We start from the raw sequence: 20,173 nt of genomic DNA, 5'->3' as shown, positions 1-20,173 counted from the left end.
TAGTGCCTTTACACGCATTCCCTCCGCAGGTTGTGAGGAAATAAAATAGAGTTCCGAAAAAACTTCGGCTATTTTCTGTATTTCCCCCTCCATCCGCCTAAAATAACCCTCCATCAATTTATATTATCTCTTTATCTATAAAACTTGCAATTACAAAAGTTAATATATACTATTGTGTAATATTGACACAATGTTACTATTTACTGTCGATAAACCAGTTATAACCAATTATTAGGCACCATTTCTTTAACCGTTAATCATGAAAATAAGCTACAGACTTAGTGTTGCTATTGCATTTATGTGCACTGCCGGCAGTTTCGGCTCATCGGCACAAGCCCAAACAAAAAAACAGCCGCTGCAATTGCGAGCAAACAATGTTAAGCAGATAGTAGCTGCCATGACATTGGAAGAAAAATCAAAATTAGTAGTGGGTATGGGTTTTAAAATGCCCGGCGTGCCGCCACCAGCCAAAGGTAAAAAGCCAGAGTCTGTTGATATTGGTGGGTTTAAATTGCCTCCGTCTGATCCTGATGCTTATAACATTCCCGAAAAAGTACCTGGCGCTGCGGGTCGTACGCATGGTATTGCCCGCTTGGGTATTCCTTCAATGACCGTATCTGACGGGCCGGCTGGATTGCGTATCGAACCATTCCGCAATGGCGATAAATCTGTAAGTTACTATGCTACCGCGTTCCCGGTTGCTACTTTATTGGCATCAAGCTGGGATACGCAACTGGTAAACAAAGTAGGCGTGGCCTTTGGTAACGAGGTGCGCGAGTATGGTGTAGATATTTTATTAGCGCCAGGGATGAATATTCACCGTAACCCGTTGGGTGGCCGTAACTTTGAGTATTATTCAGAAGATCCCTTGGTAGCCGGCAGCATGACTGCCGCTATTGTTAATGGTATTCAATCAAACGGTGTAGGTACCTCTATTAAACACTACGCGGCAAACAACCAGGAAACGAGCCGTAACTCTATCAATACCATTGTAAGCGAAAGAGCCATGCGCGAGTTGTATTTAAGAGGCTTTGAACTGGCCGTAAAAAAATCGCAACCGTGGACAGTGATGTCATCTTACAATAAAATCAACGGCACTTTTACATCTGAGCGCCGCGACCTGCTGACTACCGTTTTAAAAGACGAATGGAAACTGAAAGGTTTTGTAATGACTGATTGGTTTGGCGGCAAAGACGCGGTAGCGCAAATGAAAGCCGGTAATGATTTGATTATGCCGGGCAGTCCCGATAAATCTGAAGCTATTGTAGCCGCCGTTAAGGATGGCTCATTAAGCATCAAACAATTGAATGAAAACGTAGAGCGCATTTTAAATGTAATTGTTAAATCGCCATCGTTCACCAAATACAAATACTCTGATAAGCCCGATTTGGTGGCCCATGCCAAGGTATCGCGTGAAGCCGCCGCTCAGGGCATGATCTTACTTAAAAATGATGACCATGCCTTGCCTTTTGCACCAGCAAAGCGCATAGCCGTATTTGGCAATACCTCGTATGATATCATCGCCGGCGGTACAGGCAGTGGTGATGTAAACAAGGCTTATACCATTTCATTAATGCAGGGCTTAAGCAACGCGGGTTTCAAAGTACAGGAAACACTTTCAAAAAATTATGCCGCTTACCTGGCAGATATGAAAGCCAAGCAGCCAAAACCTAAAAACTTTTTTGATCATCCGGCTCCAATTCCCGAAATGGATGTGGCCAACATAGTTATCGATGAAGCAAACGGGGCCGATGAAGCGTTGATCACCATTGGTCGCAATGCAGGTGAGGGTGCCGATAGGAAATTAGAAGGTGATTATTATCTTAACGATGCCGAGAAAGGTTTGATTCGTGGTGTTGCCGCGGCTTTTCATGCCAAAGGCAAAAAAGTAATAGTGGTGCTTAACATTGGCGGTGTAATTGAAGTAGCCAGCTGGCGCGATGAAGTTGATGGCGTTTTATTAGCATGGCAACCAGGTCTTGAGGCGGGTAACGCCATTGCCGATGTGTTAAGCGGCGCGGTTAACCCTTCTGGTAAACTGGCAACCACTTTTCCTATGGATTATAAAGACGTGCCATCGGCCAATAACTTCCCGGGTACACCTGCAGAAAAACCTGCCGAGGTAACCTATGAAGAAGGCATTTATGTTGGCTATCGCTATTATGATATTGCCGATGTTAAACCGGCTTATGAGTTTGGTTACGGTTTATCATACACCAAATTTAAATTCAGCGATCTTAAACTAAGCTCGGCTAACTTTACGCATACTATTACCGCTACTGTAACTGTAAAAAACACCGGCGATGTTGCAGGTAAAGAGGTGGTACAGTTATACTTAAGCGCGCCTAAAAAGGACCTGGATAAACCACAGCAGGAACTAAAAGCTTTCGCCAAAACCCGCCTGCTGGCAGCCGGCGAATCGCAAACAATCAGCTTTACCATTAAAGCGGCCGATCTGGCTTCTTTTTACACCAGCCACCAGGCCTGGATAGCTGATGCCGGTAAGTACGAAGTAAGAGTAGGCTCATCATCAAGGCAAATTGAAGAAAAAGCTTCATTCAAGCTGGCTAAAGATATCACTGTAGAGAAAGTAAATAAAGTACTTACTCCGCAGGTGGCTATTAATGAAATGAAGAAGTAGAATAGAGTCAAGAGATTAGAGTCAGGAATCAAGACTAAAGAACACACAAACATATATTAACTAAACTATCAAGCCTTTGTAACTCTGGTTGCAAAGGCTTTTACAGGTACAGGAGCAAGAGTCAAGATGTTAGAATTAAGACAGCTGAAATAAATACCTGTTATTTGCTTAATTTACAAATACAAACCAACCAATATAAATCTTCATGGCTAATCAACTCAAATTTATCGCGCTGCTATCGTTGTTGCCGGCTACCGTGGCTATGGCCCAAACTAAGTGGACCGAAAAAAAGACCGGTGATATTGTTTTTGTGACCAATACAGGCGGTCAGCAATTGGGCTATGCCACCACATCGGGCGTAAAAATATTGACCGTTGACGGGCTGGCCTTTAAGGACCTGAACAAAAACGGCAAGCTTGATAAATATGAAGACTGGCGTTTACCGGTTGATGTGCGGGCAAAAGACCTGGCAGCAAAAATGAGCGTGGAGCAAATAGCCGGTTTAATGCTGTACAGCAAACATCAGCCTATCCCGGCTGCGCCGGCTGGTCCGTTCAAAGGCACATATGGTGGCAAAGCCTTTGCCGAAAGCGGTGCCAAACCTTATGATCTTTCTGATCAGCAAAAAGAGTTTTTAGCAAAAGATAATGTAAGGCACGTGCTGATCACATCGGTGCAAAGCCCCGAGATTGCCGCGCAATGGAACAACAACGCCCAGGCTTTTGTAGAAGGTTTAGGTTTGGGCATCCCGAATAACAACAGTTCCGATCCAAGACATGGCACCTTAGCAACTGCCGAATTTAATGCCGGCGCGGGTGGTGCCATTTCTATGTGGCCCGGCTCATTGGGTTTTGCGGCTACGTTTGATCCTAAAATAGTAGAAAGCTTTGGCCATATCGCTGCCCTGGAATACAGGGCCCTGGGTATCGCTACCGCTTTATCGCCACAGGTTGATATTGCTACAGATCCACGCTGGTGGCGGGTAAGCGGCACTTTTGGCGAAGATCCGCAGCTTGCTGCCGATATGGCCCGCGGGTATATTGATGGTTTTCAAACTTCATTGGGCGATAAAGAAATTAACGGCGGCTGGGGCTTTGGTAGCGTAAATGCCATGGTAAAACATTGGCCGGGTGGTGGTGCCGGCGAAGGGGGCCGGGATGCGCACTACGGTTATGGTAAATACGCGGTATATCCGGGCAATAACTTTAACCAACACCTGATCCCTTTTACCGAAGGCGCTTTCAAACTAAATGGTAAAACAGGGATGGCCGCATCGGTAATGCCTTATTACACCATTTCTTATAAACAGGATACCAAAAATCACGAGAACGTTGCTAACAACTACAACTCCTACATCATCAATGACCTGTTGCGCAAAAAATATCATTTTGATGGCGTTGTTTGTACCGATTGGCTGGTAACCGGCGATGAAACCGCTGTGGATGTGTTCCTGTCTGGCAAATCATGGGGTGTAGAGGGCCTTAGCGTGGCTCAGCGTCATTACAAGATATTGATGGCAGGTGTTGATCAGTTTGGGGGCAACAACGAAGTAGCGCCCGTAATTGCAGCCTACCAAATGGGGGTTAAAGAACATGGCGAAGCTTTTATGCGTGCCCGGTTTGAGCAGTCGGCCGTAAGGTTGTTGCGTAATATTTTCAGGACCGGCTTATTTGAAAACCCTTATTTAGATCCCGAAGCTTCAAAAAGTGTTGTTGGTAACCCGGAGTTTATGACCGCTGGTTATGAGGCTCAGCTTAAATCAATCGTGATGCTCAAAAACAAGGCTAACGTTTTACCCTTGCAAATCGGCAAAACTGTTTATGTGCCTAAAAAATTTACCCCGGCAGGCAGAAACTTTTTGGGTATGGAAACTCCCGAAAAACTGGAATACCCGGTTAATATGGAAACGGTAAAAAAATACTTTAAAGTAACCGAAAACCCTGATGAAGCCGACTATGCCCTGGTATTTATCGCCAGCCCAAACAGTGGCGGCGGATACGATAGCAAAGATGCCAAAAACGGCGGCAATGGTTATGTGCCGGTTAACCTGCAATATGGCGAATATAAAGCAACAACAGCCCGCGCGGTAAGCATAGCAGGCGGCGACCCTTTAGAGAAATTTACCAATCGCAGCTATAAAGACAAATCATCAACGGCTATCAACATTACCGATTGGGCTATGGTTACCGAAACCTATAAGGCGATGAAAGGTAAGCCGGTAATTGTATCGGTAAATATGTCAAACCCAATGGTGCTCTCGGAGTTTGAAAAAGATGCAGATGCTATTGTGGTTGATTTTGGCGTACAAGGCCAGGCTACATTGGATATCCTGACCGGTAAAAATGAGCCATCGGCATTACTGCCTTTGCAGATGCCTGCAGATATGTTAACGGTAGAAGCGCAGTTTGAAGACGTACCCCATGATATGAAGTGCTATACCGACGATCAGGGCCACGTTTACGATTTTGGCTATGGCTTAAACTGGAAAGGTATTATTAATGATGCGCGTACAGCTAAATATAACACAGGTAATAAAAAGCCGTAAGTTTATATGATGCATAAAGTGTTTAGCGCACATTTAAAAAGAGAATAAAGCGTTTTTGCAAGTGATAAAATCTTCAGACCGTGAAAGTGGAAATGACATTAAATCATCTTATTCACCCTGCCATTGTATTAAAAGCAAGCGGATAGTACCTGGTGTAAAATAACCAAGAAGCGACTCACCCCTACGAAGCCGCGCTCCTCTTCCCTTCTAATCGGCTTTAGCCGGAGGGGCGGCAGGCGCAGCCTCGCCGGGGTGGATTGTGCCCAACTTTCAAATTCTTCGCAATCGTCTGAACCGAATACGTGAGGGGTAAAAACGGAGAGCCTTCTTCGCACTACAGGTTGCCCATTCTTTTAACAAAAAAGATGCTTTACGGCATTCCGCATTGACAATATTTTAAAGCACATCACTGCTTCACCATCCCCCCTGGCAACCACCCTCTTTTTATCATTTTTAAACGGACCTTTAAAACCAGGCTGCCGCGCAATATTTTTGCCTAAAACACGTACTTTTGTCTTATCTACTTCTTATCATATATAAAAACAAATGCTCTACAATTTATACAGAATTTCTGACGCGGGCCGGGTAAAGGATAAAATAGAGGGCGCCACCAAAATAAACTGCCTCAAAAATTTTATCAGTGTATTTGGAGCAGAAGGTTTAACTGTTTTTGCCGATAACTGCAGCCCGGAAACCATAACCGGGATAAAAAAATTAGGTATTGACCCTGTGTTAACCAGCCTGGGTAATTCGGGTTCATTTAATTATATTGTTGATTTTGCCATAACTCACTTTACAGATAGCGACCAGGTTTATTTGGTAGAGGATGATTACTGGCATCTGCCACTGGCTAAGCAAGCTTTATTGGAAGGTTTGCCTATTGCAGATTACGTTACGCTTTATAATAACCCAGATAAATATATAAGTTATAACGATGGTGGTCTAAATCCCATCATTACCAATAATAGCGAAAAAGGCAGAATCTACTTATCTAAAACCTGCCATTGGAAAACAACCAACTCTACAACCATGACCTTTGCCACCCATATATCGGTGTTAAAGGCCGATAGGAAATTGATCTGGAAATTTACGCAAACCAAGATCCCCGATGATTTTGAAATGTTTTTGGCTTTAACAAAACATGTTCATTTACCGTTTATTAAAACCAAACGGCTTCGTAAAGTGCTTTGGCGTGTACTAAGAAACTACTTTGTGGTAAAAAAACGAGTTTTAATCGTGGCTTTGCCGGGCTTTTCAACCCACCTTGAAACACATTATCTGGGGCCGCTTACAGATTGGCACTCCCTTGTACAAGATCAATAAAAAAAGACCGGCCTGCATAACTATAGCATGCAGGCCGGCTTTTTTTGTGGTAAGTTGCTAAACGTTAAATAAGCCGTTTCGCTCCTGTTCCTGGTAGTTTTGCACAGTTTCTATAGCGTTGTCCACCACGTCGCTAAGCGCGGTAATAAATGTACCCGGTTTGGCCAGGCTCATGGCATGTTTAATGGCATCTACCTCTTTTGGTACCACTTCCAATGGTTTATCGGGGTTAACCGAGTGGATACCTTCTTTTAGCAAGGTTAAGATATTATCGGCAGTACGGCCGCGCAGGTGTTTTTCCTGCCTAAGGATAATGTAATCAAACATTTCGGCGGCTATTTTACCAAGCTCGCGGATGTCATCATCGCGCCTATCGCCGGTACCGGCTATAATGCCAATTTTAAACGGCGAATCGATATGCCTTAAAAACTCCTTGATGCCATTATAACCATCGGGGTTGTGGGCAAAATCAATCATGAAACGGAAATCTTTAAACTCAAAGATGTTCATCCTGCCCGGCGTTTGCGCAGCCGATGGGATAAAGGTTTCTAACGATGTTTTGATATCCTCGGTCTTAAAGCCCCACAGGAAGGTAGCCAGCGTTGCCGCAAGCACATTCTCAATCATGAACGGAACGGTACCGCCAAAAGTTAATGGGATTAATATGGTACGTTGTACACGTATTTTCCAATCGCCTTTTTGAATCGTGATAAAGCCGTTTTCGCAAATGGCTGCTATGCCGCCTTTACGGCAATGCGATTTAATGATGGGGTTATTTTCGTTACGACTAAAGTAAGCGATGTTGCAATCGGCTTTGTTGCCAATACGCACGCAATGTTCATTATCGGCGTTTAAAACACCCCAGCCATCTTTTTTAACCGAGTTAAGCACCACGCTTTTTACACGTGCCAAATCATCAAGCGAATGAATATCGGCCAGGCCAAGGTGATCTTCCTGAATGTTGGTTACTACGCCGATATCGCAAAAGCCAAAGCCTAAACCCGACCTCAGGATACCACCACGGGCAGTTTCCAAAACGGCAAAATCAACTGTAGGGTCTTTCAATATAAACTCCGAGCTTACCGGGCCTGTAGTATCGCCCTTTAGCATCATGGTGTTTTGCACGTAAATACCATCAGATGTGGTAAAGCCCACCCGGTGCCCGTTGTTTTTTACAATGTGCGCTATTAAACGGGTGGTAGTTGTTTTACCATTGGTACCGGTAACAGCAATAATGGGTATGCGCGATGATTTGCCTGTAGGATAAAGCATATCCAGCACATGACCGGCAACGTTACGTGGCAAACCCTCGCTCGGCGCTATATGCATTCTGAAACCGGGCGCGGCGTTAACTTCCAGTATCACGCCGCCGTTTTCGGTAAGGGGTTCATGCAGGTTTTGCGCCATAATATCTATACCGCAAATATCCAGACCTATGATTTTGGAGATCCGTTCGCAAATAAAAATGTTTTGCGGGTGTACATGATCGGTAACATCAACAGAGGTACCGCCGGTGCTTAAGTTGGCGGTCGATTTTACAAATACTTTTTCATCTTTAGCCGGTACGGTATCTAAAGTATAACCTTTTTTCTCTAACAGATCAAGCGTATCACGGTCAACGGAGATAAGGGTTAATACATTTTCGTGCCCGTAGCCACGGCGTGGATCAAGGTTTTCTTTATCAATCAGTTGTTGTATGGTTGATATGCCGTCGCCTTTTACATGCGCGGGATCGCGCAGGGCGGCGGCTACCATTTTATTATCAATTACCAGTACCCTAAAATCGTACCCGGTAACAAAGCGTTCCACAATTACGCGGCGCGATATTTTAGCGGCATGCTCAAAGGCGGCAATAGCCTCCTCTTCGGTTTTAATATTGATAGAAATACCACGGCCGTGGTTACCATCCAAAGGCTTAAATACCAACGGGAAGCCCACCTTACGAATGGCCTCAGCCACACCGGCAACCGATGATATGGTTATACCCTTGGCAACGGGGATTGCCTGCTCTTCCAGCATGCGTTTGGTTTCCTCTTTGTTGCTGGCAATATCAACGGCAATGCAGCTGGTTTTTTCGGTCATGGTAGCACGAAAGCGAACCTGGTTTTTACCGTAGCCCAATTGCACTAAAGATTGGTTGTTAAGCCTGATCCATGGGATATCCCTGGCAATAGCCTCTTCCACTATTGATCCCGTGCTTGGCCCCAGGCGGGTATTTTCACGAATCTCGCGCATTTCCTGGATATCGGCATCCAGGTTATAATCCTCGCCCGCTATCAGGGCTTCGGCAATCCGTACAGCCGATCCGGCCGCGAAAACGCCTACCTTTTCTTCTATATAAGCAAATACCACATTATAAACACCTTTGGTTTTGGTTTCACGGGTGCGGCCAAAGCCGGTATTCATACCAGCCAGCGTTTGAATTTCAAGCGCGATGTGTTCAATAACATGCCCCATCCAGGTACCCGCAACAACACGCTGAAAAAAACCACCCGGTACACCTGGCGAACAACGGTGCGAGTACAGGGATGGCAAAAGCTTTTCAAGCCGTTCATAAAAGCCCTCAATTTCGTTGGTGGGCTTAAGCTCCATCTCCTGCAGGTCAAGCCGCATTTGTATTAATTTTTTGCGCCGGATACTCCAAATGTTCGGTCCACGCAATACTTGTATATTCTCGATGTTCATACTATGTTACAAATTTTTTAAGCAGCTTTTTTTGCTTAAAACTATGAAACTTAAAAGGCTATTTAAAACTTTTAAAGGCTAAAAGGCATTATTTGTTTACAACAGCCTGTGTTTTTGGAGCATTTTATCGTAATTTGTATTTATGGATGAGTTGATTGAGTTGGATTAGGTTGATTGAGTTGATTGGTTAGCGCAGATTGAATAAGTTTTTTGATTTAATAGGGTTGATAATTTGAACCCGAAAGCCAAAATATTTACCTATTCAACTTAATCTAACTCAATCAACCTAATCCAATCCAATCAACTAAAAACTAAAAAAACATGATTGTCCCGAAAGGAAAACTGATAATTATTGGCGGCGCTGTTGATATGGGCAGTAATGTTACCATACAGGAACATATTTTGCAGCCGGATTATATTAAATTTTTTGAACAGGGCATTTTAAAGCGGATCATCACAGAATCTGCCAGGCACGAAGGTTCAGTAGTTGAAGTTATTACCACGGCATCGCAAATACCAGAGTTGGTGGGCGATGAGTATATCAAAGCATTTGGGCAGTTAAATGTACCACATGTTAATGTATTGCACATTAAAACCCGCGAGGATGCTGCCAAAAAAGAATACCTGGAACGTATCCGTAAGGCAGATGTAGTGATGTTTAGCGGTGGCGACCAGTTAAGGCTTACGGCAATTTTTGGGGGCACCGAGTTTTTGCAGATCCTGAAAAAACGCTACCAGCACGAAAACTTTGTGATAGCGGGTACATCGGCAGGGGCAGCGGCGGCCTCAACCCATATGATCTATCGCGGACAGAGTAACGAGGCGCTCATTAAAGGCGAGGTGCAGATTACTGCCGGACTTGGTTTTGTTGACTCCGTAATTGTTGATACCCATTTTGTACAACGTGGCCGTATAGGCAGGTTAATGTACGCTGTTGCAACCAATCCCGGTATTTTAGGCATTGGCCTTGGCGAAGATGCAGGCCTGCTGATTACCGAGGGTAATTGCATGGAAGCCATAGGTTCGGGCTTAATTATTTTGGTTGATGGCAGGAATATTGTAGCTACCAATATATACGATGTAGAAATTGGCTCGCCGGTTTCTATTGATAATTTGAAGGTGCATGTAATGTCTATTTATGATAAATACGATCTATCACACCATCGTTTACTGATAAAAAAGACAGTTAAGGTTGAAGAAGGCGTTTTTATAAGCGCGCCTGATAGCGACCTGCAATAAGCCCCTCCTAAATCCTCGTGAAGGGGAGGACTTTAGAATAACAGGGCGAAATATTTTTAAAAGAACATCTGTAATCTTACAGATCAAAAAGAGGCTTTTTAAAGTCTCACCCTTTAGGGAGAGATTTAGAGGAGGCTTCGGGGGGCTATCTTATGAAGATCATCATACACGGCGGTTTTTTCAGCGAATCGCAAACCAACCAGGAAGTAAAGCACGCCAAACAACAGGCTTTAAAAGATATTGTGCAGGCAGGTCATAAATACCTGTTGAGCCATACCGCTTTAGAAACCGTAGTGTATACCGTTCGCTTGTTAGAAGATTGCGATTTGTTTAACGCCGGTACGGGTTCACAAATTCAGAGCGATGGCAAAATCCGTTTAAGCGCTTCGCTGATGGATGGTAAAACACAAAAATTTTCGGGCGTAATTAATATTGAGGACGTAAAAAACCCCATTTGCATTGCCGAAAAGCTGATGGCTTATGACGACCGTGTTTTAAGCGGACAAGGCGCAAAAGATTTCGCTACCAACAACGGCATCGGTTATTACAACCCCGAAACGCCACAACGCCGCCGCGAGTACGAGCAAAAACTAAGCGACTCTATTCGCCTGGGCACCGTTGGGTGTGTGGCACTTGACTTATACGGCAATATCGCCGCGGCAACCTCTACCGGTGGCAAAGGTTTTGAAATTCCGGGCCGGGTAAGTGATTCTGCTACTACGGCCGGTAACTACGCCAATGGTTTTGCCGGTATCTCCTGTACAGGCGTTGGCGAGGATATTGTGAGCGGCTCTGTAGCCACAAAAATCGTAACCCGTGTTACCGATGGTATGCCATTATCTGCAGCGAGCGATAAAACTTTAGATGAATTAAAACCATTTGACGGTTTTGCGGGTATCATAGGTATATCTGCCGATGGTAACTTTTACCATGCCGATACACACCCCTACATGGTTTGGGCTTTGTGCGATGGCGAAACGGAAGTTTTTGACTAAACTCATACGGTCAATCGGGAATAAAGAACATTTCAATTAAACTTTTTTACTCAAAAGAAAAATTCATTCTGCCTTATAACCAGCACTTTATGCCTTTCTGAATAAACTGAATATAACATTTGATGATTACATTCCGTTAAATTCGATTGTCTTTTAAAGTGGTTGATATTTACCGGGTTAGCGGTATTGTTTAACACGCTTTAATAAGTATATTTGTTTACTGATTAATTTATTAAACTCAGACATAAAAGATTAAATGAAGTATTTTTTACTTGTTATCTTATGTTCCGCAAGCATTTCGGCATCAGCGCAGTGGTGGCAAAAGCCTGTAAATACCATAAGCAGCGTATTTAAAAAGCACGAGCGCTTTCCGCAAATTGATGAGCCAAAGGATCATTCCATTAAGGGACTGCCGGTGGCCCAGCTTGGCAAGCATAAAATAAGCAACATCAATCTTCAGTTGGCTTCGTATTCGCTTTATCTGCAAGAAATGGCAGTAATGAAAACAGCGCAGCACAATATGCGCTTCAGGGTTTACAACGCCGCAAGCTATAATTTTAGCGATCTGGCACAGATGTACCTGAAACAAAACCGTTTATCAGAAGCTAAATGGTATCTGTTACAAAGTTTGCAGATATCGCGCCAGCAAAACGACGATAGGCACACCATTAGCAATTTAATAGGTCTTGCAACGGTAAAGGCAGGTTACGGCGATTATACCCAGGCCATGCAGGATCTTGACGAAGCCCGAAATATGGCCGCCAGCCATGGCCTTACAGCCGATGTTGCAACCGTTAACAAACAAGCGCGCTATTTGCAAGACAATAAATCAAACCCCAGGGCCGAAATCCGTTATGCGGAAACCGATAGTTTGGAGCCTAAAAAGGTGATAAAATAATTTTTTTGTGTAACAATAGCGTAAAATGCGTTTGCTTGTATACTACAAGTAAAACATTATCGTATAATTGTTATTGTTATTAGGAGACAGCAATTTGCCTGTCTCTTTTTTTTACATTAGCAATTATTATTTAGGCACCAATATTGATGTTTTACAACACTCCCGATTTAACTACAGTAAAAGATATGTTTAAGAAAGTATATTTATTAGTATTACTGGCCGCTGCACTTGCATGTAAAGCATCGCCCGCGAAACCTGTTAAAGTAAGCAAAGCCGATCTTACACCGGATGAGCAACAGGTTATAGTTTGCAAAAAAATTGCCGAACTGATCACCAACTACAACTATAAAAAGGTTGAACTGAATGATTCCATTTCTGCAGTGATTTTTGATCGTTACATTAAATCGCTTGATGAAAACCATAGCTATTTTTTAGCATCAGATATCAAGGATTTTCAGAAATATAAAACTGTTTTGGATGATGATATTAAAGATGGCAACCTAAACGATGCCTTTTACATATTTAATGTTTTTCAGAAAAGGTACCTGGAGCATGTAAATTATTCGCTTGCCCATTTAAATGACAATTTTGATTTCGATAAAAAAGAATCATTTGTTTACGACCGCGATAAACTGCCCTGGCCTGCATCACAAGCCGAAATGGACCAAATGTGGGGTCAGCGCGTAAAATACGATCTGCTTAACCTGAAACTGGCTAAACCAGATATGGTCAAAAATAAAGAAACACTTAAAAAACGTTACGAAAACCTGATTACCCAGGCTAACAAGCTTTCAAACCAGGATGTGTTTCAATATTTTATGGATGCCTTTACCGAGGCTATCGACCCACACACCAACTACTTCAACCCTGCAAACGCGGCTAATTTTAACATAGAAATGTCTCGCCAGTTAGAAGGTATTGGCGCATCGCTCTTGGTTGAAAACGAATATGTGACCATTAAATCGGTTGTGCCGGGCGGTCCTGCAGATAAAAGCAAGCAAATTAGTGTTGATGACCGTATTGTTGGTGTAGCACAAGGCAAAACCGGAGAGTTTCAAAACGTGGTTGGCTGGAGAGTTGAAAACGCTATCGCCATCATCAGGGGTACAAAAGGTACCACGGTAAGGTTGGAATTATTGCCGGCCGGCGCCAACGCGAGTGCCAAGCCTAAAGTAGTTGAAATGGTGCGTGAAAAAATCATCCTGAAAGACCAATCAGCTAAAAAAGAAATCCGCACCTATGATAATAACGGTAAATCGGTGAAAATCGGCGTGATCTCGATACCAGCCTTCTATATAGACTATAACGATTATAAAGCGGGTAACCCTAACTACAAAAGTACCACACACGATGTTAAGCTTTTATTAGATAGCCTTAAACAGCAAAATGTTGATGGGGTGGTAATTGACCTTCGTGAAAATGGTGGAGGTTCATTAATGGAAGCCATCGAATTAACCGGCTTATTTATTAAACAGGGCCCGGTTGTGCAGGTACGTGATACCAAAGATCAGGTTGATGTGGAAAAAGACGAAGATCCTTCAATTACTTATTCTGGTCCGCTGGGTATTTTGGTCGATCGTTTCAGCGCTTCGGCATCCGAGATCTTCTCTGGCGCGATACAGGATTATGGCCGTGGGTTGATTTTAGGTACTCAAACTTATGGTAAAGGTTCGGTTCAAAACGCTATCGACCTTGATAGAATTTTGGGCACGCCGCTAAAAGATAAAATCAGCCAGTTGGCAAACAGGGTATCGCCAAATGGCAAAGCAATGCCGGTATCAACGGGCAGCCAAAGCACCTATGGTCAGCTTAACTTAACTATAGCTAAGTTTTACCGTGTAAGTGGTAATTCAACCCAGCATAAAGGTGTAACGCCGGATATTCAGTTCCCATCGGTTATCCCGATGGATAAATATGGCGAAGACACAGAGCCATCGGCTATGCCATTTGATGTTATTGAAAAAAGCGACTTTACCAAGGCTGGCGACTTTACATCGGTACTGCCAACTTTGAAAAAAATGCATGATCAGCGTATGGCTACCAGCGACAGCTACAAATACATGCTGGAAGACATTGCCGATTACAAAAAACACGATACCGAAACCAGCGTAACCCTAAACGAAAGCGAGTTGAAAAAACAACGTGATACAGATGAGCAAAAAGCCTTTGAGCGCAACAACTTACGCCGTGTAGCCTTAGGTTTGCCTGCGCTTAAAAAAGGCGATAAAAAAGCTAAAGACGAAGACCTGGATTTTGTAAAACGCGAAGCAGGACAGATCCTTACTGATTATATCAGCTTAGGTTCAAAATACACCAGCACACGTCCTTAATAAGCGTAGCTTTTGACAAACATATTTGAGCCGGACTGAAAAGTCTGGCTTTTTTGTTTTGGAAAAATCCGATATTTTCAAAAAACGTCATTATAACGAGGTACGAATCAATCCCTCCCTACTTACAAAATGAATCTGCACAGTTAGGCATTGCTTCGTACCTCATAATGACGGTTCCGTTATGCTTTGAGTTTTTTTAAATTATTTCCCAAAGCCTTCTTACAAATTAAAAAAATTGTACTCCAACCTAACCAAATACATGTTTTTGGAATTGCGTTCCATATCGTTATACAGCGGTGTTCTGTACGAAAAATCTAACCGGCAAACGCTGTTAAAAATGAATTGTACCGCTGGCGCAACATCCAGGTAGCTTTGCGCATGGCCGGGATTGGTTTTGCCCAATAGCTCAACATAGAGGTTCATATTTACCTGTTTGTAATCGCGGTAGTTTTTTGGCAGTACCAGGTAGCCGGCAGATAGGGTATAAGCCGCCGCGTTCCTGGTCTGCCCGCCGGGCAAATTATAGCCTCCCCGGTTATCAAATGCCCGCAGGTAACTTGCCGAGCCGGATAGGGCCAGTTTATGCAAAAGCTGGGTAAATATTACGCCGCTTTGCAGGCCGCTGTTATCGCCTTCTAAAGTGATTTCCTGGTTAGGCACCGGATTATTGATGCTGGCCAGCTTGGCAAACACCGCGCCCCTGAAATGTTTCTGAACGGTATCAATAGATAAAAAGCGATACTTGGCATACACGCTACCGCCCTCAAAATGCTGACTGTTGCTGTAATAATCAGACGCATAAACCGAGCCATGTACCATCAGGTGTCGGCTTACACCATACATGGCTTCAATGGTACTGCGGTTTTTATATGTTGGACTAAAGAATCCCTGGTTTTCAACACGTATCCCTAATGAGCCGGTGGCCATATTACTGGCAGGTTCTGTGTTTACATATAACTCTTGCGAAAAAGCAGGGCACGCCATAGCCGTTAGGCAGATAGCCAAAAATAAGATCTTCATAAAAAAGGAGGTTACGATTGATCTATATAGCCAAATGATAAATACGACCCGACGCCGGCGCGGTGTCGGCAACCTGGCCAAGGTATTTTTTGGATACCGATTTCGGGGCAAAACCCTGGTCGACAACAATGAACTCTACATTGCCTGTAGTTTTATCGGCTGTGCCCAGCAATTTATAAGTATCACCGCCATAGCTAAAAAGGTTATTAGCAACTTTGGTATTATCAAAATTATAGGTGGCTTTAAGACTGTTTACAGAAAAACCAGACCCCTGTACTTTTTTGCTGATTTGCTCAAAGTTTACAGGTACATCATTTTTAAAAGTAATGAGGTATGTATTGCGGATCAAATCGGTTTTAATATCGCCAACAAAAGGAAGTGTGCGCAAAGCTTTCTCTGTCGATTTTGCGCAAAGGGCGCAGGTAAGGCCGCTAACCTGTAATTCGGCTTTGGTAAATTGGGCTTTAGCTACGGTAGCAGAGAGTAATAATATAAGGATGAATATTTTAAGCGTTTTCATGTGTTCTTTTTAAATTAATTGTACAAAATAAACTGGTGGTAAAATTACCGGGTGTTAAGTATTCAATTAATTGATCAGATCCTGAAAATGCAGTTTTTGATAAAGGTGGCAATACTTTGCGTGGGCCGATCGGGTGGCGCTTTGTTAAAGAAATGTTCAAATACCGACTCCTGCGATGAGAAGAAATAAGCACCAAAAGACAGGTTGGGCATTTCAAAACCAAACAGCTTGGCCAAAACCGAAGCAGCCTGCCCTTCATGAACGTCCTTAACCTTAACCTGTAGCTGGCTATCCCTGCAGCACTTCATTTTGCCCGCAGCTTTATCCATGCCGCAATTGATGGCCGGCGCGTTGATTTTTACCGATGCAACCTGGTTACCGCAATAATGCAGATTAAGCGCAAAGCCCATCACCGTAACCACGTACAGCATAGTCAACAATATCGCTCCAGATCTTTTTAGCATAAAACAAAAATAGGCGATTAACTTATTGATTACAAATAGTTTTTTGTAGTAAAAGTATCAATAAGCATCTGGAGTAGTTGGCGGTTAGCTTGCACATATACAGAATTGTATATGTGCAACTTTGTATACACCAGAAATAACATTATTATAAATCAAAAAAACCCGCCCCTCGCGGGCAGGTTTTCTGATTAACTTGATCTTAAAATATTAACTTATATTATTGACCGGCTTGTTTAGCCTGGTTTTTCATGTTTGAGTTTGCCACAATAGTGATCTCAACCCTTCGGTTTTGAGCCCGGCCGGCAGCAGTAGTATTATCTGCAATTGGCTCGGTTTCGCCTTTACCAATGGTTTGCAGGCGCGAAGCAGCTACATTATAGCTTACGATGTATGATTTTACAGATTCGGCACGTTGTACAGATAGATCCATATTGTGCGCGTTTGATCCTGTATTATCGGTATGGCCAATGATAGTAATGTTTGTTTCGGGATTGTTTTGAAGCGATGCAGCCAATTTTTGCAGGTTAGCCTGTGCCTCTGGTTTCAGGGCAGATTTGTCGGTATCAAATAAAATACCAGAGTCGAATTTTACCAGGATACCCTCGCCTTCACGGGTTACAGTAGCGCCGGGAACAGTTTGTTTAATTTCGGCAGCTTGCCTATCCATATTACGGCCAATAAAAGCACCGGCAGTGCCACCAACCGCGCCACCAATAATGGCACCTAAGGCAGTGTTACCCGCAGCTTTACCAATAAAAGCGCCTACTGTACCGCCAGCCCCTGCGCCAATAGCGGCACCCTTTTGTGTTTTCGTAAGTGAATTACAGCCGGCACCTAAAATGCCAATGGTTGCCAGGGCTAAACTGAATGTAGCGATCTTGATTTTTAACGATTTCATAATAGTATACGTGTATATATACTACCGTTTACAAAGCTAATGCCAAACACTATGTTGCAAAACGATGGGTGTAAATAGCTACTAATGCTTTATTTTTTTAACAATTACGAAAGCTGGACGATGTGGCGTACTGCCTTTTTAGCCTGAACAGGAAGCATTGGCTTGTTTTTAGTACAGATTGTAAAATTCAAGATACAAAGGGGGAGACATCTAAAACTTCGGGTTATTTGAAAGACGTATATGAGGTAAATTAACTAAGGACCGGCTCTCCCCACCCCTGTCGAGCATTCGGCGGCTGTCAAAGCCAGTTCATTTAAATATCCATAGCCTCACGAGTAGTCTAAAATCCGGGTACGCTGAAAGTGGGAATGACGATATTGAACGAAAAAAAAGGCTGATAACAAAAAGAGGTCCCCCCAAAGGCAACCTCTTCCATTATAACTGCGATAAGCAAAAAACCCCGTTAATCCTGCAAAATCCCTAAATCGTGTTTTATTTAACGCTTTTTTTCAACACGATAAAATACCCTGCTATAAAAATAACCGCCCCTATTATAAGACTTACCCACACATCCTTGGTAAAAACATCAATCTGAATGCCATTGGCCGCGGCTTCGCCACGATGCATCATGGTGGTTATAGCCTCCATCGGGTGCGAGTATGGGAACAGGTAGCAATACTCCCAGTTTTTTGAAGCCAGTATAACACCGGTTATGGTACATATAAAACCTATACCCATGGGTTTCAAAAAATCAGCCCATATTAAACTGAGTATAAACTGAATAGAAAGGATACCTATTGATGATAAAAACAGTTTGAAGTATACCTGTGCCAGTTCTTTTTCCATATGGTAGTTATCAAACCTTAAGCTCGGCTTTACCACGCTTAACAGGTTACCAAATCCTATAGTAAATAGTACAAACAAAGCCAGGCATAAAAATATCAGGAACGCGGCATATAAATATTTAGCCCCATAAACCGACCAGCGTGCTATAGGAAGTCCGAAAATGCTTTTCCAGGTATCGGCCTTATGCTCAATACTGTTTACAGAGTATGCTATAAAAATAGTATACATAGGCAATAATAAAGAGCCCATGATGCCTAATGTAGCGCCTGCAAATTGCAACCATAACATCATTGGCGGCATTCCGGCCAGCTTTTCGGCCTTAACATAAAAGCCTATGAAAATGAGGGTGCATATAAATAACGGCAATATAATGGAAGCCCAAAAACCTAAGGTTTTGCGGCTTTTATAAAACTCCGACCGGAACGATAAAATAAATCCTTTCATATAGTTCAGGCTTTTTGGGTGATATCTAGAAATAAACGTTCCAGGTCCTTTTGTTGCTTGCCAATGCTGAAGATGGCATGCCCGCTGTTATGCAGTAAAGCGTTAACATCGGCAGTTTGTTGTTTGCTGGTATAGGGCAGGTAAACGTAACTGTCGGTAACATCAATAATGATAAAACTATTACGTTTTAAGAGGTTCGCGGCGTCGACGGTGTTATCAGTCTCAATGCAAATCATCGGCTGGCTAAGCGCCTGTAATTCGGCTATGCTGCCCTGAAAAAGCAGCTCGCCATAATTAATGATACCAACGTGGGTAGCCATACGCTCCACCTCGGCCAGCAAATGGCTTGATATAAATACGGTTTTGTTATGTTCTTTTACCAGTTTAATAAGTAACTCGCGTATTTCAATGATGCCGTTAGGATCAAGGCCGTTGGTGGGCTCATCCAGGATCAACAGTTTAGGATCGGCCAGTAAGGCTAATGCTATGCCCAGGCGCTGTTTCATGCCCAGGGAATATTGGCCTGCTTTTTTGCCGGCGGCGTTGGTGAGTTGTACCAGGGCCAGCATTTCGTCAACCCTGTTCATGGGCACCTGCAATAAAAGCGCCCTGTTTATTAAGTTTTCTTTACCGGTAAGGTGATGGTATATGGCGGGCTGCTCAATAAGCGACCCTATTTGCGATAATATACTGATGCGGTTGGTTTGAATATCCTGTTCAAAAATGTGGATGCTGCCGTGTTGAATTTTCAGCAGGTTTAACAGGAGTTTGATAGTAGTGGTTTTCCCGGCACCGTTTGGGCCAAGAAAACCATATATGCTGCCTTCGGGAACATTAAGCGACAGTTTTTTTACAACCTGCTGTTTGCCAAAGGTAAACGATAATCCTTCGGTACGGATTACCATACATTGTTGCTTTTTGCTACTGAGCAAACAGTTTTAACAAGGGTGTAACCTTTATAAAACAAAGATGTTGCATGTACTGTAGAAGCACCATTTAATATCCCTGATTCCTTTTTTTGTTCAAACTGGTAGCTTACTCCTAAAACAAGGGCAAACATTACAGGTATCAACAACATGATAAAAGGATTTGAGTTTTTGATTAGCGTTTTCATTGTGAGTGTTTTGATAGAACAAAGGAATACTTATTTTTTTGCCCCTTAAAAAGTATTAGACCAACACACCGAGTTTATAGATGAACGCCTTTTTACGCCGTTTAACCCGTTCATCGATAATAAATGCCAGTTCATCGAAAAAATGAGCCGCTATATATAAATATAAGCCCGTTTTATAATCAAAACACTAAATTACATCCCATTAAACCTT

The 20,173-nt window shown here is 43.1% G+C and carries 15 protein-coding genes; 7 read left to right on the top strand and 8 right to left on the bottom strand.

Annotated features, from left to right (window positions below; translation table 11 throughout):
• The first annotated feature begins 259 nt into the window (after nt 1-259).
• From QWZ17_RS12400 to QWZ17_RS12390, 3 genes are all read left to right on the top strand, one after another.
• On the top strand, nt 260-2,641 hold the full coding sequence (locus QWZ17_RS12400; RefSeq protein ID WP_290305533.1) for a beta-glucosidase: 2,382 nt from the start codon (nt 260-262) through the stop codon (nt 2,639-2,641).
• A gap of 205 nt (nt 2,642-2,846) precedes the next feature.
• The gene (locus QWZ17_RS12395; RefSeq protein WP_290305532.1) at nt 2,847-5,186 is read left to right on the top strand and encodes a glycoside hydrolase family 3 protein; all 2,340 of its coding nucleotides are present in this window, start codon (nt 2,847-2,849) and stop codon (nt 5,184-5,186) included.
• A gap of 546 nt (nt 5,187-5,732) precedes the next feature.
• Nucleotides 5,733-6,509: a hypothetical protein gene (locus QWZ17_RS12390; protein WP_290305531.1), complete on the top strand. Its 777-nt coding sequence runs from the start codon at nt 5,733-5,735 to the stop codon at nt 6,507-6,509.
• Between the two features lie 57 nt (nt 6,510-6,566).
• Here QWZ17_RS12390 and cphA read toward each other — a convergent pair whose 3' ends face one another.
• Nucleotides 6,567-9,194, bottom strand: a complete 2,628-nt coding sequence (gene cphA, locus QWZ17_RS12385; protein ID WP_290305530.1) for a cyanophycin synthetase — start codon at nt 9,192-9,194, stop codon at nt 6,567-6,569.
• Between the two features lie 321 nt (nt 9,195-9,515).
• Here cphA and QWZ17_RS12380 point away from each other — a divergent pair, with 321 nt between their 5' ends.
• From QWZ17_RS12380 to QWZ17_RS12365, 4 genes are all read left to right on the top strand, one after another.
• Nucleotides 9,516-10,433 (top strand): cyanophycinase, encoded by a 918-nt coding sequence (locus tag QWZ17_RS12380; RefSeq protein ID WP_290305529.1) that lies wholly within the window; start codon nt 9,516-9,518, stop codon nt 10,431-10,433.
• 152 nt (nt 10,434-10,585) lie between these two features.
• A complete protein-coding gene (locus QWZ17_RS12375; RefSeq protein WP_290305528.1) occupies nt 10,586-11,428 on the top strand; it encodes an isoaspartyl peptidase/L-asparaginase in 843 nt (280 codons plus the stop codon).
• 256 nt (nt 11,429-11,684) lie between these two features.
• Nucleotides 11,685-12,326 carry a tetratricopeptide repeat protein gene (locus QWZ17_RS12370; protein WP_290305527.1) on the top strand — a complete coding sequence of 214 codons (642 nt, stop codon included), beginning with the start codon at nt 11,685-11,687 and terminating at the stop codon, nt 12,324-12,326.
• A 185-nt stretch (nt 12,327-12,511) separates the two neighbouring features.
• On the top strand, nt 12,512-14,656 hold the full coding sequence (locus QWZ17_RS12365) for a carboxy terminal-processing peptidase (RefSeq protein ID WP_290305526.1): 2,145 nt from the start codon (nt 12,512-12,514) through the stop codon (nt 14,654-14,656).
• 219 nt (nt 14,657-14,875) lie between these two features.
• Here QWZ17_RS12365 and QWZ17_RS12360 read toward each other — a convergent pair whose 3' ends face one another.
• From QWZ17_RS12360 to QWZ17_RS12330, 7 genes are all read right to left on the bottom strand, one after another.
• On the bottom strand, nt 14,876-15,676 hold the full coding sequence (locus QWZ17_RS12360) for a hypothetical protein (RefSeq protein WP_290305525.1): 801 nt from the start codon (nt 15,674-15,676) through the stop codon (nt 14,876-14,878).
• A 22-nt stretch (nt 15,677-15,698) separates the two neighbouring features.
• Nucleotides 15,699-16,196: a heavy-metal-associated domain-containing protein gene (locus tag QWZ17_RS12355; RefSeq protein WP_290305524.1), complete on the bottom strand. Its 498-nt coding sequence runs from the start codon at nt 16,194-16,196 to the stop codon at nt 15,699-15,701.
• Between the two features lie 74 nt (nt 16,197-16,270).
• Nucleotides 16,271-16,660 (bottom strand): HYC_CC_PP family protein, encoded by a 390-nt coding sequence (locus QWZ17_RS12350; RefSeq protein WP_290305523.1) that lies wholly within the window; start codon nt 16,658-16,660, stop codon nt 16,271-16,273.
• A 217-nt stretch (nt 16,661-16,877) separates the two neighbouring features.
• Entirely contained in the window at nt 16,878-17,558 is a 681-nt protein-coding gene (locus QWZ17_RS12345; protein WP_290305522.1) for a YiaD family glycine zipper/OmpA-like lipoprotein, read from the bottom strand.
• A 492-nt stretch (nt 17,559-18,050) separates the two neighbouring features.
• Nucleotides 18,051-18,848 (bottom strand): ABC transporter permease, encoded by a 798-nt coding sequence (locus QWZ17_RS12340; RefSeq protein ID WP_290305521.1) that lies wholly within the window; start codon nt 18,846-18,848, stop codon nt 18,051-18,053.
• A gap of 5 nt (nt 18,849-18,853) precedes the next feature.
• Entirely contained in the window at nt 18,854-19,753 is a 900-nt protein-coding gene (locus tag QWZ17_RS12335; protein ID WP_290305520.1) for an ABC transporter ATP-binding protein, read from the bottom strand.
• On the bottom strand, nt 19,747-19,962 hold the full coding sequence (locus QWZ17_RS12330; RefSeq protein WP_290305519.1) for a hypothetical protein: 216 nt from the start codon (nt 19,960-19,962) through the stop codon (nt 19,747-19,749). The genes QWZ17_RS12335 and QWZ17_RS12330 overlap by 7 nt, the downstream gene beginning before the upstream one ends.
• Between the last annotated feature and the right edge of the window lie 211 nt (nt 19,963-20,173).

The sequence above is a fragment of the Mucilaginibacter flavus genome, assembly GCF_030409315.1.
Classification (GTDB): domain Bacteria; phylum Bacteroidota; class Bacteroidia; order Sphingobacteriales; family Sphingobacteriaceae; genus Mucilaginibacter; species Mucilaginibacter flavus.
The sequence above is the reverse complement of the archived record's forward strand: the minus strand, read 5'-3'. Positions and strand labels throughout refer to the sequence as shown.

Bases quoted from the DNA above. Each gene is read 5' to 3' on its own strand.
- QWZ17_RS12335 (WP_290305520.1), bottom strand. From the start codon at position 19,753: ATGGTAATCCGTACCGAAGGATTATCGTTTACCTTTGGCAAACAGCAG.
- QWZ17_RS12370 (WP_290305527.1), top strand. From the start codon at position 11,685: ATGAAGTATTTTTTACTTGTTATCTTATGTTCCGCAAGCATTTCGGCA.
- QWZ17_RS12350 (WP_290305523.1), bottom strand. From the start codon at position 16,660: ATGCTAAAAAGATCTGGAGCGATATTGTTGACTATGCTGTACGTGGTT.
- QWZ17_RS12345 (WP_290305522.1), bottom strand. From the start codon at position 17,558: ATGAAATCGTTAAAAATCAAGATCGCTACATTCAGTTTAGCCCTGGCA.
- QWZ17_RS12360 (WP_290305525.1), bottom strand. From the start codon at position 15,676: ATGAAGATCTTATTTTTGGCTATCTGCCTAACGGCTATGGCGTGCCCT.
- QWZ17_RS12365 (WP_290305526.1), top strand. From the start codon at position 12,512: ATGTTTAAGAAAGTATATTTATTAGTATTACTGGCCGCTGCACTTGCA.
- QWZ17_RS12390 (WP_290305531.1), top strand. From the start codon at position 5,733: ATGCTCTACAATTTATACAGAATTTCTGACGCGGGCCGGGTAAAGGAT.
- cphA (WP_290305530.1), bottom strand. From the start codon at position 9,194: ATGAACATCGAGAATATACAAGTATTGCGTGGACCGAACATTTGGAGT.
- QWZ17_RS12355 (WP_290305524.1), bottom strand. From the start codon at position 16,196: ATGAAAACGCTTAAAATATTCATCCTTATATTATTACTCTCTGCTACC.
- QWZ17_RS12380 (WP_290305529.1), top strand. From the start codon at position 9,516: ATGATTGTCCCGAAAGGAAAACTGATAATTATTGGCGGCGCTGTTGAT.
- QWZ17_RS12375 (WP_290305528.1), top strand. From the start codon at position 10,586: ATGAAGATCATCATACACGGCGGTTTTTTCAGCGAATCGCAAACCAAC.
- QWZ17_RS12340 (WP_290305521.1), bottom strand. From the start codon at position 18,848: ATGAAAGGATTTATTTTATCGTTCCGGTCGGAGTTTTATAAAAGCCGC.
- QWZ17_RS12330 (WP_290305519.1), bottom strand. From the start codon at position 19,962: ATGAAAACGCTAATCAAAAACTCAAATCCTTTTATCATGTTGTTGATA.
- QWZ17_RS12400 (WP_290305533.1), top strand. From the start codon at position 260: ATGAAAATAAGCTACAGACTTAGTGTTGCTATTGCATTTATGTGCACT.
- QWZ17_RS12395 (WP_290305532.1), top strand. From the start codon at position 2,847: ATGGCTAATCAACTCAAATTTATCGCGCTGCTATCGTTGTTGCCGGCT.